A 15,143-nucleotide genomic window follows, 5' to 3' on the forward strand; every position below is an offset into this window, starting at 1 on the left:
GCCAAAAAGCTAAATAGCTTGCTTTTCGATTGATGCATCGGATCTCTTCCTTTCCGTTAAAAAGGCAAGCGGTATACATACTAAAACAATAATACCGCCAATATTAAAGACTTGATCAAAGGCCTTGCTTAATTCATCATTTTTTGATTGAGTAATAGCATGCAAGGAATCCGTTAGTTCTTTTTTCTGAGCTAATAACTGTATAGCTGAACTCATTTTCTTTTGACCTGCACTCAAAGTAGTTAGGCCTAATTTGATTTGCGGAATCGGAATAGTTGCGATAAGCTTTTCAGAACCATTGACTAACAATTTATTGGCATTATAAAGTTTACGATAGTCACTTCCTTTTTTAGGTTGAGGCAGTTGACTGGTATCACGCGCAGCCTTCTTAATTCTTTTAATCATGTGGCGTTGCTTACCAGATACCTTAGTGCTATCTTTAGACGTTTTAAAAGTAACTTTAATCTCTTCACGTGCAACTTTTTTTACTTTTGATGATAAAACATGTCTGTCAATTTGGTGATAGGCCGTATCTTTAATATTCGTTTTTGCTGTATTAATATTTCCATTTAAAATAGTTACCAGCAAGGCTATGCCTAGAGCTTGTCCAATATATCTAGAAGCATTAACAATACCAGAACCTATTCCTGTTTTAGTAACGGGTAAGTATTTTACTGAGGAGGTCAGTGACATGGCCATAAAACCAAGTCCAAGTCCGATAATAATATTGCAGCAAATGATAATGCTCTTAGGGGTGTCATACTCAACAAGTCCCAGCATAAATAAACCGCCTGCTGTAACAACTATTCCAATACCAATTAATAATTTGGCACTAATTTTTTGATACATTTTTGTTGCTAAAGGCATGCTTACTGCGATAGCTAAAGATGCTGGAACTATTAAATAAGCCGAATGCAAAGCTGAGTAATTGCGAACATTTTGCAAGAAATAATTGACAACAAATGACGGAACAATAATGGCAAAGCCAAAAATCATATAAACAATGCTAGATGCTGTAAATGTCTTTTCTTTAAATAAAGTCAGCTCAATGATTGGTGATTTAACCTTTCTCTCAGTGAAAATAAGAAGAATCAAACCTATCAAACTTGATACAAAGCTTGATACAATCATCTGAGAACTCCAGCCATATTCTCTACCTTCTAATAGCCCGAAAACGAGACCGCCTAATGTGATCGTCAAAAAAATCATTCCTAGCCAATCAATACTTTTTGAAATAGTCTTATCATAGGATTCCTTGGTTCCAATTAAAATAAGTAAGAATGCTAAAATCGCTATTGGAATATTGATACCAAAAATCCAACGATAACTAGTCCAATTAATGATAACACCGCCAATAACCGGACCACCAGCTGCTGCCAGCGCCCCAAAGGCTCCCATAACAGCTGTAATACGACTTGTTTTTTCCTTTCCAAATAATTCAATTCCCATTGGTAAAACAATCGGAGTTAAAATGGCACCGCCTAGCCCTTGGAAAAAACGATAAATAATCAGAGGCAGTAAAGAGTTGGCAGTCATACAGGCAAATGAAAAGCCTCCAAACAGAACAACCCCGATTAACATGACTAATTTACGGCCATAAATATCTGCTAACTTAGATACCGTAATAATAAAGACTGACATGGCTAAAACGTAAATGGTAGCAACCCAACTAGTATCCGTCAAGCCTGTATGCAAATCATCCATGATATCTGGGATAGCAATGTTAACAATAGTCGCATCCAAAGCTCCCATAAACATCGCCAAGATGAGACCAATAAAACCTACAGTTTTTCTTGTATTTGACATTAAGATGTCTTCCTTTCTTATTAAAATATGTCAAGATGAATAGCTTTAACGTTAATAGGTTGTAAAGTTATTCTTAAAGAATTATTAATAATATTATTGACAATTCATAAAAAAGAATATAACATTATAGGCAAAATAGCCATAACAAAATTGAACAAGTTGTTAAATTAAGGGAAAAATGAGTAAAACAAGACAGACACACAGCATTGATCATTTAAAAGAAGCGTTGATTGATTTACTATTAGAAAAAGAATATCATAAAATAACTGTTGGCAATATTACTAAGAAAGCAAGGGTTAGCCGTGGTACTTTTTATCAGCACTTTCTTGATAAGGATGATTTAGCTTATACTATTGGTGAAGAAACCTTACAAAGATTTTGGAATATCCTTGCTCAAAGGAACTTAGACAAAAGAGAAAAAGTTATAGAAGCTTTAGAACATATCCAATTGGATTTTAAACACTTTAAAGCTATCTCTCAAGCTTCTCATGTTCATTTTTCCAAAAAAGTTCAGGATCTCATAAAAAATATAATCAATAATAATCCTGCTTTAAAAAAGAGAATAAAAGAGCACACTAGAGTTGATAATGATATTATTATTCAAGTTTTTTGTGCTTCATTTGAAACCATCATTTCAACTTGGATCAAAAACAGTTTAAAAGAGAGCCCTTCAGAAGTGGCTGATACGATTATGAAAATTGAAGATATCTTTTGGAAATAAGAAATGAAACTAAAAAATGCTAATCTCGCTTAATAAGAGATTAGCATTTTTCATTTGTAGTCCTTCTTATCTTCCTTATATTTTTCAAAACAGTAATGAAGCAGAAGCAATCCCAGTTCTATCGTTATTTTATTGAATTTTTTATATAAAAATTTTATAAGAGGATAAGCTTTTGACAATTTCCTCTGCGAGATCTGCCGGTTCTAGCTGAAAATCATTTTCTAACCAATATAAGGAAATATTCCACACTCCGCCAATAACTGTCAAATCAGCAAACAGCTCATTTTCACTTGAGTTATGATGCCATGGCAAATCAGAATACGGCAATACTTTAAGAAATTTCTTTCTCTCTATATCAAGAGCAAAGTCCAATAAATTATGCCTTTTAAATAACTCCAAATAGTATTTATTCTTTTTCCAAAATTCAAAATAAATAACCAATAAACTGGTAAAATCCTCTATTTCCCTTTCATCAACAGCCAATAGATAAGCATCTAATAGATCTTCTATAAAAAACTGGACGATAGAATATTTATTTTTAAAGTAGCGATAAAATGTACTTCTAGATAGATTAGCTTCTCCGACTATTTCAGAAATGGTTATTGCATTAAAATTATCTTTTTCAAGCTTTTTAAAAAAAGTATCAGCAATTACCTTTTTTGAAGCATAAACTCTACTTGTCATTACTTTCCTCCTGCTTATAAATGAGACATAATCATTAATTTGTAACATATAGCGATAGCTGCTTGATAATACAAATATGAAGGTATATAATGCTTTTAGATTTAAAATAATAATGAAAGAGGGTTAAAAATGAATCTATTATCTAATTATTTCATGTTACCGATACTTTTTATCTTACACGATTTCGAAGAAATGATATTTGTTCCTTTATGGAAGAATAGTAAGAAAGTTCAGTCTTTAAACAAAACGGCGAAATTTTTTGGACGAGTTAATAATGGCTCTGCCTTTTCAATAGGAGTATTAGAAGAATTCGTTATATTGCTTATCATTTCAGCTATTTGCCAAGCAACTCATAACACTGAACTCTATCTAGGTTTTTGTATTGCCTATGCCTATCACTTTTTGATTCACTTTAGAATGTGTATTCAGTATAAAGGATATGTCCCAGGAATATATACCGTTATCCTTCAAATTCCAATTATGGTCATCATTATTTTACATTACTGGAAAGTAGACATTTTTTTCATTTTCTATTTGATACCAATCATGCTTTTATCATACATAAATCTTTACATCATGCATAAAATCATGCCCTCTCTACAGCATTGGCTGTTAAACTTATTTAAAGGCTAAAAATGTAGAAACCATAACCAGCTCACATCCAGACCTAAAGATGCGAGCTTTTAATTTGTTCAAATTCTCTTTATTTCAGCCTTTTATTATCCGTTAACACTAATTACTACCTCCAAGCAGAATGATAGACATTCAAAGGTCTCTTCTAAAGCTTGTTCAGTAATTTTATATAAAATAGTCTCATACCCCTAAAATGATATTATTTCCTCTAAGTTGCTTTCGAAAATATCTGCTAAACGAGTTAAATTGTCACTATTACTCATACTTGTAAAATGATTTCCCGAAACTTTAATCACATTTACATGACCCGAGGTATAGTTCTGCCAATCTTTAGCATCAGTTTTCTTCATATTCATATTAATATACATTTCTTCAGGCATATTTTCTTTTGCTGAAAATACAGTTATATCAGAGTTCACTACTTCTTTTGATTGATTTAATAAAGCAATATGATTGGCTTCCCAAATACCAAAGATATCTTTTAGATAATTCGTATCAAAGCTCTTAGGTAAAGCATTATTTTCTTTCATACTATTGATTATAGCTTCAATACTTGAGTAATCCTCAATATAGCTTAAATCCACATTAGAGTCTGTCGTTTTAGCAGACATAAAGCTTAATGCCAAAGGAAATATTTTTAAATAAGAATCTCCAGAAGGCTGCTTCTTAGGATATGCTTCTGGCACTAAGCTATCTATCATGTAAATTCTTTTAACTTCAAAACCATCTTTTTCCAATATTCTAGCCATTTCAATTGCTACATTCCCTCCAAATGAGTATCCTCCTAAAAGATATTTTCCTGTAGGTTGTATACTTCTTATTTGTTGGATATATATTTTAGAGAGTTCTGTAATATTTAGCCTGCTGTCAATAGTTTGAGGGAAAGAAATAGCATAAATATTAAAAAAATCTAAGTCAATATGTTTAAATAATTCTTTAAAGCAAAAAATACTGCCCCCTGCAGGATGTATTAAAAATAAATTTTTCGATCCTTTTTGCCCTTTATTTAAGCAATATACATTTGATAAATCAATATTAGATTGATCAGAGTATTGGAAATCATTTAAAATATGAGCTGCTAATTCCCTTGGAGTTGGGTAATCCAGAAGAGTATCTGTACCCAATTTAACATCAAATTTTTTATTGATTCTATCAATTAAACCTACAGCAATTAGTGAGTCTCCATTTAATTCAAAGAAATCACTTGTCTCTAGAATCTCTTCTCCAAGTTCGTCTTCCCAAATACTACAAATGTCAGAAATAATATCCGACTCAGTCAAGCCTCTATTTTTCGGTTTCGTAGCACTAGTGCTATTTGTCTTTTTCAACAAAGATCCATTCGGAATTAAGGAATAATTTTGTTCATTAAACGCGTATGTTGGCAGTGAAATAAATCTTCCTTCTTGCACAGTGCTAGGACTTTTATCGGTAGTTTCACCATTAAATAATTTCTCAATTAACTCTGGGATGCTAGCTGCTTCAAAATTATACTTATTTTCAAAATGTTTTCGACCTTCATTTAAAGTTCGTACAACATCAATTAAGTTAAGTTCAGAGTGCTCTTCTAGAAATGAGGCCAATTTATTCCTATAGTTATCCAGACTATTTTTACTTTTAGCAGATATCTGAATGACATACTCTTTGAATTCTTCTTTTTTATCATTTTCCACAGATAAATCACTTTCTAAAATGACATGTACATTTGTACCCCCTATACCAAATGAGGAGACACCTACATAGTTTTTCTTATCTTTTGGAAGCTCAGTGTTGTTTTGCGGGTCTACAAATAAATGAGAACTTTCTAAATTAGCTTGAGGATTTTCTGAGGTAAATCCAATACTTTTTGGAACAATACTATTTTTTAGTATTAGAGCTCCTTTAATCAATCCTACAATTCCTGATGCTGTATCTAGATGACCAATATTAGATTTTACCGAACCTATTTTATGAGGCTTTTGGAAATGATAGGCTTGCGACAACGCTCTAACTTCAATTGGATCTCCAATTTTGGTTCCTGTCCCGTGAGCCTCTATATAATCAATACACTCAGGATCAACTTTAGAAGAAGCAATAGCATCTTTGATAGCTGCACGTTCTCCACGAATGGATGGAGCCGTATACCCAACTTTACTATTGCCATCATTGCTAATTCCAATACCAGAAATCACTGCATAAATATTATCATTATCCAATAATGCACGGTCATAAGGTTTTATAACAACTACTCCGCATCCATCTCCCTTAATCATACCATCAGCATCTTTGTCAAAAGCCCTGAGTTGCCCGCTTCTAGAAAAAGTGGTTCCTTCTTTATAACTATAGCCACTAGCTAATGGAAAAGTGATACTAATGCCTCCTACCAAGGCTAAATCACAAGTATCTGAATCCATATTGCGACAGGCTTCATTTAGTGCAACAAGGGCTGAAGAACAGCCACTTTGCACAGACATAGACGGTCCTGTTAAATTTAACTTATAGGATACACGAGTAGCATTAAAGTCTGTTTCATTTCCAATATAAGTAGAGTAGTCAAATCTGATATTTAAGCCTTTACTCCTAAAGATATTAGATATTAGATAAGAGCTTTGTGCAGATGAAGCAAATACACCAATTCTGTCTTTACTATTTACTTGCGAAGCATCTTCTAAAGCCTCATAACAGCATTTTAAAAAAATACGCTGTTGAGGATCTGTTAATCTTGCTTCGGCAGCAGTCATTTTAAAGAGATCAATATCAAAATCATAAACATTATCTATTGTTGAAGTCACTGGAATAAAATGTTCATCTTGAGAATAGGGACTTTCTTCTACTTCTTTATTACTTAATTTTCGAAATGACGACTTACCATTTAACAAATTATCAAAAAATTGAGTCGGAGTATTAGCATCTGGGAAACGTCCTGCCATTCCAATAATTGCATATTTTTTCATTGTTTATTTCTCCTTTAATATATTCTCAATAAATTTTGATACTTCACTTGGAGTGACATAATCAAATAAATCAATCATGGTCATATCATTCTCTGAAAGTTCAAACTCTTTTAACATCCTATAATATATTTCTGTAATTAAAACTGATGTCCCTCCAACTTCAAAAAAGTTATCATCTCCATTTATTTTAGTTCCTAGCACATCACTCCAAATATTTTTGACACTTGCTAAAACAGTTGTTTCCTCGTCAACAACAAAGGGAACTGATTTTTGTTGCTCTGGTGTTTTCTTTACATTTACTGGAGGTAATTTTGAACTATCTATCTTCCCGCTGGTATTAAGTGGAAATTCTTCAACCTCTATAAAAAATGATGGGACCATATAATCTGGTAATTTTGTTTTAATTTCTTTTCGTATGAGATCTGCCTCTATCTTTCCATATGAGGACAGTCTATAATAACCAACTAATCTTCTATCTCCAGCAGCAAAATCTTGAGCCATGACATAAGATTCTTCACAACTTTGACAACTATTAATGGCACTTTCAATCTCGCCTAATTCTATTCTGTGTCCACTGACTTGTACCTGTTTATCAATTCTGCTAATATATTGTAACTCTCCATTTAATAATACTTTAACTAAATCACCTGTTTTAAATGAATTTGTCTTTTTATCAAATACTTCTTTGGTTTTTACTTCATTCTTATAATAGCCTTTTGATACAGCTGGACCAGAAATAATTAGTTCTCCTTCAAATCCTGGTAACACCATCTTATTATTTTTATTTTTAACATAAACTAAAGTATTATCAATGGATTTCCCAATATTATTTCTTTTTTTATTATCCACATCATATTGCGAAATTTGATGGGCTGTCGAAATAATCGTTGTTTCTGTTAAACCATAAAGATTAAATACTTTTGGGTGCTTATAGCCGTACTTATCAAACCATAAAGATAAATCTGCAAATTTAACATCTTCCCCACCAATGAAGATATATTCTAAAGATTCAATGAAATTATCTAGAGATGTATCAACCTTTTGTAAAGATAAAAAGGCTGATGGAGTTTGTGTTAGAATATTAATATCATTCTCAATTAAAAGGTTACGAAAACGATCAGGAAATTTTCTGATATTTGTAGGAACAATATTTAATGTTCCTCCTGAAGTGACAGGTGCCATAATTTCAAAAATAGAGTAATCAAACCCATATGAATGGAATAGAATCCAGTTTTTCCCAAAAGGATTCTTTAATTTCTTTTTGCAGTCACTCATTAAAGTAAATAAGGAACTATGTTTAACTTCAACACCCTTGGGTACTCCCGTTGAACCAGATGTAAAAATAATATAAGCAACCTCATTATTTTTAATAGAGGCTTCTGTTATATTAGTGTAGTGTTCAATATCTTCTAATAAATCGTCTATATTTAAGTTTGCTTGCCTATTAAAAATAGGACTGTTGTAATCTGTTAAGACCAAAAAATTATCTAATTGCTCTAATATGACAGTTTTCCGCTGTTCAGGCATATTCTTATCTAATGGCACATAAATTTTCCCAGATTTAAATACTCCTAAAATAATGGCAATTAAGCGAGAATCTGATTCCATTGATACTACGATTTTTTCTAAATCAATCGTCCTCAGTTTGTTTGCTATTTTGGTAGATAAAACGTCAAGTTCTTTATAAGTGAGTTCAGTTTCTTTATATCTAACAGCAAGAGAGTCAGGATGTAAAGTGCATTCATCATGAAATAGTTCAAGTACAGACCGATTAATATCTTCTGGTAAGATAGCTTCTATTTTATCATTCTCTAATGCAATCAATTCATTTTTCAGTTCTTTTCCCATCGCAAAATCATCTTGAATACTTTTAGTTAGAGAGTCCATACTTAAAAGAATATCTTTAAAATATCGACCAATAAAGTAAGGGCTATACTGGCCACTGGTTTGAATATGAACAATAACTTTATCATTACTATTTTCAAACTCCATTGCTAAAGGAAACATTGGGCTTGTCTGTTCAACTATAATATTTTCACAAGCTATATGATCAAAATCAAAATTAACTTCATATTTATAGAGAGTCACTGAATTATTCATAAATTTATAGTTTTCTCTACTGTCAACTAACTCTTTTAAATGAGATTGAAGATCAAAAGACTGAAATCTTAAAAGATTATGCAAATTAAAGCTAACATCTTGTAATAAGTCATGAAGCTGTTCCGATTCTCCGACATTAATAATCAATGGAAGATTATTAACAAAGCAACCATGAGAATGCCTTTCTTCAGGATGTCTATTAGCAAGCGGAATGCCAATTGTTACAATTTGTTGTGATGTTATACTAGAAAGTAAGATAGTATAGGCAGTAAGTAATACCTCAAATTCTGTTTTCTTAGACAAATTCATTAGCTTTGTAACAACATTTCGGGAAACAGTTATATCAATGTTTCTTCTATTAGATGTATGTTCGATTGTCAAAGAAGGCTGTTCTAATGAACTTATTAACGGTAACCTTGAACTAAAGTAATCCTTAGCTCGTTGTTCCCGTTTTTCACTTATTTTATTAACAGAAAGTGGTTTCTTTTCCTCAAGTAAGGTAGTTACCTTATTATTATATCTATCACTAATTTCATTTATTATTTCATAGGCACTATAAATATCACAAATCAAATGACTCACATTAATAAAAAGAAAATATTCTTCAGAAAAATCACGAGTATTAATAAAAATAATAGCTTGCTGTAATGGCCAAACGCTATTGTTGAATGGAGTATTAGCATATATTTTTGCTTGTTCCATAACAGCAATTTCAAATTCTTCATCAGTAGGATAAGTCATTTCGATTATTTTGGGTCTAAATTTTGTATTACTATCATATACTAATTCACCATCTTTCAAAAAAGAATGGTAGACAGCATGATTATTGAATGTATTCATCAGCGAAGCATATAATTTATTAACTTTTACTTGACCTGTCAGTTTCCAAAGATAAGGTAAATTGTAAGAAGCATTATCAGGCTGTAGTTGCTGATTCAAAATAATTGATTGTTGTAAACTAGATAGTTCTTTATTCATTCTTATTTATCCTTCTTTCAATTTAAATTTATATCCGTATTTCCAACTAGTATTTCCGGAACGTGATTGTTTTCTAACAACTGACATAACTTCACGGCCAATCAGACTATGAATACTTTCAATCTCTGAACATTCTATTATTTCTCCTAATACATCTACTCCTTCTGCTAATTCTATTACTGATAAATATCTGGGACTAATCTCTCTATAACCGATAACAGCAACTTGCGAAATTGAATTTATTTCAATATTTTTTATCTTCCCCATACCAGAAAATTTGTAGGTCTTTAAAGATCTACAAAAGCAATAAGGGCAGACAAATCTTCTTGGATAAAATAATTCGTCACAGTGAGGACATTTACTTCCTTCTAACCGAGTTAAGCCTCCTTGCTCTCTCCAGTCTTTAAGAGATGATTCAATAGTAGGATTTGATATTTGTTCATTAGAAAACATTTAATACTCCTCATTTTTTAAAACAATAGCAGCAGCTGTCGCATATGCTCCGCCTATCACAGTTGATAAACCATATTGCCGCTTCTTTATTTGCATACCAGAAGCTCTTCCTTGAAGCTGTTTTACAATTTCAATAATTTGATATAAACTAGCTCCTCCTCCTGCATGACCTCGAGCAATATTACCACCATCTGTATTTATTGCCACTGAACTATCAATAGTTCCTCCCCCATTACAAATATATTCTATGGCTTCTCCTTTCGGGCAAATACCTGCGGCTTCCATAGAAATAAAACTATTGAGACCTTGATCATACAATTCTAGAATATTTAGATCTTTTGAACTTATTTTCGCTTCTGAATACGCTTGATTTATGGATAACTCCAAAGGTATCCCATTAAACATTCCTACTTCATCATTTGAATCCTTATTTTTATGATGAAGTAACTTTTCCTTATATCTATGAGGAATATAATGCGATGTGTTAGTATACCCTCGACCTGCTATAATCACTTTCTCTTGACTACTATTTTTATTATTAGTTTCCATAGCGGATAATATGACAGCACTGGCTCCTTCCCCAGCACTCATAGCATTCCCAAAAAAAGGTTGGTTTTCAAGTTCTTTTGGGGTTGGAAGCTCTTTACCAAAATTTGAAGAAACTTTGTTGACTGCACCATACTTCTTCATTAATGTTGAAAACTTTAACAAAGCTTCCTTTAGTTTTATCGGCTGGATTCCATATTTACTGATGTACTCCTGCTGCAATAAAAAAGCATCAATATGCGAAAAGCCTAAGTTATAATCATACAAACTATCTGTTGACATTAGCATATAGTTTTCAAAAGGAAGGATGTCCGTCATCTTATCAAAACCTGCTACTAAAACATGCCTATAGCGTCCGCTTTCAATCATTTCACATCCTTGTAAAAGAGCCATATGAGAACTTGCACAATTTCCAATATTAATGTAACCTTCCAGAGGCGCTAAACCTAAAGCATCCACTAATGTAGGAACAATCCCCCCATGTCCAATTTCTCCCTCTCCAGCATAAGAAAAACTAGCGCCATCAATTAAATGAGGGGAAAGAAAAGCATCATCTAATGCTTTATAAACAGCTTCTACTAATAGTTCTTTAAAGGATTTATTAATATGCGGTAAGCCAGGAGCATTAGTACAACCTACTCCACTTACTTGAATTTTTATCCCCATACTTATTCTCCTTACTAAATAAATGTCCCTAGAGATATCTCAGGCTGACTGTATTTAAATTCATGCTTCATCGCCTCAGAGTAATTGATATCTTTATAATTTTTTAACTTATCTATTATTTTATTTTTGAATGTTATTTCCTCAGTTACTCTAAAAATAACCGTAGTAGAACCTGAACTATGTCCATATCCACACATTAAAATAATATCTCCTACTTCAGCACTTTCAAGAGCTGCTAACATAGAAATAATAGGAGAAGCAGAACCGATATAACCTAGATTTTTGAAAATATCTTGATTTATCACATTATCAAAATGGAAGAAATGAGAAAATTCTTTATAAGTCTGCTCCGTGCCATCTTGAAAAACAAAATATTTGATGTCTTCAGCTTTTAAAGAAGCATTTTCTAAAGCATTATTTATAGATTCCAAACTTCTTTTAATTCTTCCTTCCTTTACAACAGAATAATTCAAATTAGCGAGGACTCGCAAATATCTATTATCCTCTGTTCTTCCTTGCTCAGGAAAAGAAGCATTTGAATTTCCTATACCAATAATTTCAGCTAATATATCTTCACCTTTACCTAATATAATACTAGCTGCTCCTGAGCCAATGTACGGCTCTCTTAGTTCACTTGGAAATATATTTTTACTTAATGTATCAGCACTAAATATTAAACTTGTATTGCTTAAACCAGAACTTACTAAAGAATACCCTAAAACTAAAGAGGCAGCCCCTGAGTTCTCAGAGGCTCTAATATCACATCCAAAATAGTCATTTTTATTTAATAAAAATGACATCAGTTGATTAGCATTACTTTTAAAAATATCTGGTGTAGTACAACTACCAAGTAATACACTATCAATTTTTGCAACATCTTCCTTAAAATGTAAAACCGCTTCTTGACCAGCTTCCATAGCTAGCGTCAGCGTGTCCTCATCAGAAGATACTACTGTTCGTCGCTTTACGCCTATTTTATTTTTATATAATCAACATTATTGTTGTTCCAAACCTTTATTGTTTCTTCCACCGGAAGACGAAAATATGGAATTGATACGCCATAAGATTTTATACCGATCTGTTTATTGCCCATGTCCCCTCCAAAATAAATGAATTATTATTAAAAAATTACTTTAATAACATTATTAGACTATCAAGTTTTTTCAAAAAACACTATAACAAATGTTAGTAATCTGTCTAAATAATGATCCAAAAAATCAAGTAATTCAATTGATAATTATTGAAACTATGTAAAAAAATACTAAAGTCTTCTCTTTTACAGATAGCAGAGGGGCCTATTTTGACATGCAAAAAGAGGCCAAGGATAGAAGTCCTGCCTCTTTTCAAATATATTAGGCACAGCAATTGGTGCACTAGTTTCAGTAGTAGGAAGAGTTGAAAACTCTGAAAGAGATCTTCTGGAATACCGTCAGCAGATTGAAGAAGAACTTAAAAAATCCTTCTACCTCCTTTTAAAAAACTGCAAACAGCCATAAACAACAATAAGAGCTTGGGACTATTTTTGTACCAAGCTCCTGTACTTTATTTTACTCTTTTAGGGGTAATTGCACCGCAATCCTGTGGGACTATCTATCCCACTTCTCTTTTATTAGTTGGTTTAGTTAGTTATTTAAAGCGGCTGCCATTGTAGCGGCAACTTCATTTTCAAAATCGTTAGCTGCTTTTTCAATACCTTCGCCGACCTCAAAACGAACAAAGCTAATCACTTTCCCATTTACGGACTCCATATAAGCTTCAACGGTCTTACTGTCATCCATAATGTAAACTTGTGATAATAAAGTATATTGCTGGTCAACCTTCGTATTGTCCAAGAAGAAGCGAGCCATTTTACCAGGAATGATTTTATCCCAAATCTTTTCAGGTTTGCCTTCAGCTTTAAGCTCTGCCTTGATATCTTCTTCAGCTTGAGCAATGACTTCATCAGTTAATTGACCTTTTGAACCGTATTTAAGAAGCGGAAGAGCTGGTTTATTAACCATAGCACGGCTTTCATTATCTTGTTCAATTTTATGGTTCATTTGAGCCAATTCATCATGAATAAATTCTTCGCTCAATTCTTTGTATGAAAGAACAGTTGGGTTCATTGCAGCAACATGCATGGCAAGTTGTTTGGCAAGAGCTTCATCCGTATTTTCACCTTCAAGAACTGTGATAACGCCAATCTTACCACCATTATGCTGGTAGGCACCGAAAACTTGATTATCAGCTTTCTCAACAAGAGCAAAACGGCGGAAAGAAATTTTTTCTCCAATGGTTGCTGTTGCATTGACATAAGCAGCCTCTAAAGTATCTCCAGCTGCTGTTTTTAAAGCAAGAGCTTCCTCATTGTTAGCAGGTTTACCTTCAGCGATGACTTTAGCTGTTTCATTAACCAAGTCAACAAATTGAGCATTTTTAGCAACAAAATCTGTTTCGGCATTAACTTCTACAATAGCAGCAACATTGCCATCAACATAAACACCTGTTAAACCTTCAGCGGCAACACGATCAGCTTTTTTAGCTGCTTTGGCCATACCCTTTTCGCGAAGAAGTTCAACTGCTTTTTCCATATCGCCTTCAACTTCAACCAAGGCTTTTTTGGCGTCCATGACACCAGCACTAGTTTTTTCACGCAATTCCTTAACAAGAGCTGCAGTAATATTTGCCATGATAATTCCTCCAAATTTTAATAAAAAGGGAGGGCTTGGCCCTGCCCTTTAGAATTTTTTCAATCATTAATTTTCGTTTGCGCCTTCAACAACTTCAACAATTTCTTCGATTGAATCTGCCTGTGTTTCTCCAGCTGCAAGTTCTGCTTCAACAGCTTCAACGCTGTCTTCACCTTGACGACCTTCAATCACAGCATCAGCCAATTTGCTGGTAATCAATTTAACGGCACGGATCGCATCGTCATTTGCTGGGATGATAACATCAATATCATCTGGATCAGCATTAGTATCGACCATAGCGACAACTGGAATACCAAGTTTCTTAGCTTCTTTAACTGCAATTTGTTCTTTGTGCGGGTCAACGATGTAGATAATATCTGGAATACGAGGCATATCTTCGATACCACCCAAGAATTTTTCAAGACGTGCACGTTGCTTGTTAAGAAGAGCAACTTCTTTCTTAGGAAGAACATCAAAAATACCATCAACTTCCATTTGTTTGATTTCTTTCAAACGTGCGATACGTTTTTGAATCGTATCCCAGTTTGTCAAAGTTCCACCCAACCAGCGGTGGTTGATATAGTATTGACCAGCACGTTCTGCCTCTTCTTTAATCGCTTCAGAAGCTTGTTTTTTCGTACCAACAAACAAGATAACGGCATCATTTGCTGCAGCATCACGAACGAAGTCATAAGCTTGATCAGCTAATTTTACAGTTTGTTGAAGATCAATAACGTGAATTCCGTTACGTTCTGTAAAGATGTACTTAGCCATCTTTGGGTTCCAACGACGCGTTTGGTGACCGAAGTGCACACCAGCCTCGAGGAGTTGTTTCATTGAAATAACTGCCATGAGTATTTCTCCTTTTATGTTTTTTTGCCTCTCTCAGACTTCGACTTGCAATCTAACCTAAAAGGCAACAAGATCACAATTCATCTAAGATGAGTATTTGCTGCT

At 33.1% G+C, this 15,143-nt stretch carries 11 protein-coding genes; 2 read left to right on the forward strand and 9 right to left on the reverse strand.

Annotated elements, in window-relative coordinates; translation table 11 throughout:
• Positions 1–9 precede the first annotated feature (9 nt).
• Positions 10–1,806, reverse strand: coding sequence for a DHA2 family efflux MFS transporter permease subunit (locus tag SRT_RS09455; protein ID WP_128833889.1), 1,797 nt, complete (start codon positions 1,804–1,806; stop codon positions 10–12).
• A gap of 178 nt (positions 1,807–1,984) precedes the next feature.
• Here SRT_RS09455 and SRT_RS09460 point away from each other — a divergent pair, with 178 nt between their 5' ends.
• Positions 1,985–2,527, forward strand: coding sequence for a TetR/AcrR family transcriptional regulator (locus SRT_RS09460; protein WP_002277501.1), 543 nt, complete (start codon positions 1,985–1,987; stop codon positions 2,525–2,527).
• A gap of 141 nt (positions 2,528–2,668) precedes the next feature.
• Here the strand turns inward: SRT_RS09460 and SRT_RS09465 are convergent, their stop codons facing one another.
• Positions 2,669–3,211, reverse strand: coding sequence for a TetR/AcrR family transcriptional regulator (locus SRT_RS09465; protein WP_128833890.1), 543 nt, complete (start codon positions 3,209–3,211; stop codon positions 2,669–2,671).
• 129 nt (positions 3,212–3,340) lie between these two features.
• Here SRT_RS09465 and SRT_RS09470 point away from each other — a divergent pair, with 129 nt between their 5' ends.
• A complete protein-coding gene (locus SRT_RS09470; RefSeq protein ID WP_003079801.1) occupies positions 3,341–3,844 on the forward strand; it encodes an HXXEE domain-containing protein in 504 nt (167 codons plus the stop codon).
• A 188-nt stretch (positions 3,845–4,032) separates the two neighbouring features.
• Here SRT_RS09470 and SRT_RS09475 read toward each other — a convergent pair whose 3' ends face one another.
• From SRT_RS09475 to rpsB, 7 genes are all read right to left on the reverse strand, one after another.
• On the reverse strand, positions 4,033–6,774 hold the full coding sequence (locus SRT_RS09475; RefSeq protein WP_002283498.1) for a beta-ketoacyl synthase N-terminal-like domain-containing protein: 2,742 nt from the start codon (positions 6,772–6,774) through the stop codon (positions 4,033–4,035).
• Positions 6,775–6,777: 3 nt separating this feature from the next.
• Positions 6,778–9,852 (reverse strand): non-ribosomal peptide synthetase, encoded by a 3,075-nt coding sequence (locus SRT_RS09480; protein WP_128833891.1) that lies wholly within the window; start codon positions 9,850–9,852, stop codon positions 6,778–6,780.
• 6 nt (positions 9,853–9,858) lie between these two features.
• Positions 9,859–10,305 carry a Zn-ribbon domain-containing OB-fold protein gene (locus SRT_RS09485; RefSeq protein WP_002277496.1) on the reverse strand — a complete coding sequence of 149 codons (447 nt, stop codon included), beginning with the start codon at positions 10,303–10,305 and terminating at the stop codon, positions 9,859–9,861.
• A complete protein-coding gene (locus SRT_RS09490) occupies positions 10,306–11,517 on the reverse strand; it encodes a thiolase family protein (protein ID WP_128833892.1) in 1,212 nt (403 codons plus the stop codon). It abuts the gene before it with no gap.
• Between the two features lie 14 nt (positions 11,518–11,531).
• Positions 11,532–12,434: a 3-oxoacyl-[acyl-carrier-protein] synthase III C-terminal domain-containing protein gene (locus tag SRT_RS09495; protein ID WP_223213945.1), complete on the reverse strand. Its 903-nt coding sequence runs from the start codon at positions 12,432–12,434 to the stop codon at positions 11,532–11,534.
• A 705-nt stretch (positions 12,435–13,139) separates the two neighbouring features.
• Positions 13,140–14,186 carry a translation elongation factor Ts gene (gene tsf, locus SRT_RS09500; RefSeq protein WP_128833893.1) on the reverse strand — a complete coding sequence of 349 codons (1,047 nt, stop codon included), beginning with the start codon at positions 14,184–14,186 and terminating at the stop codon, positions 13,140–13,142.
• A gap of 66 nt (positions 14,187–14,252) precedes the next feature.
• On the reverse strand, positions 14,253–15,038 hold the full coding sequence (rpsB, locus tag SRT_RS09505; protein ID WP_002262347.1) for a 30S ribosomal protein S2: 786 nt from the start codon (positions 15,036–15,038) through the stop codon (positions 14,253–14,255).
• Between the last annotated feature and the right edge of the window lie 105 nt (positions 15,039–15,143).

The organism is Streptococcus troglodytae, from assembly GCF_002355215.1.
Classification (GTDB): domain Bacteria; phylum Bacillota; class Bacilli; order Lactobacillales; family Streptococcaceae; genus Streptococcus; species Streptococcus troglodytae.